This is a genomic window from Stenotrophomonas sp. TWI377 (assembly GCF_039674525.1).
Lineage (GTDB): Bacteria > Pseudomonadota > Gammaproteobacteria > Xanthomonadales > Xanthomonadaceae > Stenotrophomonas.
In genome coordinates this window covers 1-1,048 of record NZ_JBDJNT010000044.1, presented here as the reverse complement: position 1 = coordinate 1,048, position 1,048 = coordinate 1, and the positions used below count along the sequence as shown (strand labels likewise).

The 1,048-nt window shown below is 62.5% G+C and carries 1 protein-coding gene; it reads left to right on the top strand.

Going from position 1 to position 1,048, the window contains the following annotated elements:
* Positions 1-1,047 (top strand): elongation factor Tu (gene tuf, locus ABE546_RS18575; RefSeq protein ID WP_346464659.1); only part of this gene is annotated, 1,047 nt, incomplete at its 5' end.
* Position 1,048: the final 1 nt, after the last annotated feature.

Below are 1,048 nucleotides of genomic sequence, written 5' to 3'. Positions count from 1 at the left end.
TCGATCGACGCCGCGCCGGAAGAAAAGGCACGTGGCATCACGATCTCGACCGCACACGTCGAATACGAATCCACCGAACGTCATTACGCCCACGTCGATTGCCCGGGCCATGCTGACTACGTCAAGAACATGATCACCGGTGCTGCCCAGATGGACGGCGCGATCCTGGTCTGTTCGGCTGCTGACGGCCCGATGCCGCAGACCCGTGAGCACATCCTGCTCTCGCGTCAGGTCGGCGTGCCGTACATCGTCGTCTTCCTGAACAAGGCAGACATGGTCGATGACGCCGAGCTGCTGGAACTGGTTGAAATGGAAGTCCGCGAGCTGCTGAGCAAGTACGACTTCCCGGGCGATGACACCCCGATCATCTCGGGTTCGGCCCGCCTGGCGCTGGAAGGCGACCAGAGCGAAATCGGCGTGCCGGCCGTGATCAAGCTGGTCGAAGCTCTCGACAGCTGGATCCCGACCCCGGAACGCGACATCGACAAGCCCTTCCTGATGCCGGTCGAAGACGTGTTTTCGATCTCGGGCCGCGGCACCGTCGTGACCGGTCGTATCGAGCGCGGCGTGATCAAGGTCGGCGAAGAAATCGAAATCGTCGGTATCCGTCCGGTCCAGAAGACCACCGTCACCGGCGTGGAAATGTTCCGCAAGCTGCTCGACCAGGGTCAGGCAGGCGACAACGCCGGTCTGCTGCTGCGCGGCACCAAGCGTGACGACGTCGAGCGTGGCCAGGTCCTGGCCAAGCCGGGTTCGATCAAGCCGCACACCACCTTCGACGCCGAAGTGTACGTGCTGTCCAAGGACGAAGGTGGCCGTCACACCCCGTTCTTCAAGGGCTACCGTCCGCAGTTCTACTTCCGTACCACCGACATCACCGGCGCTTGCGAACTGCCGGAAGGTGTGGAAATGGTGATGCCGGGCGACAACGTGAAGATGGTTGTCACCCTGATCAACCCGGTCGCCATGGATGAAGGCCTGCGCTTCGCGATTCGCGAAGGCGGCCGTACCGTCGGCGCCGGCGTGGTCTCCAAGATCATCGCGTAAT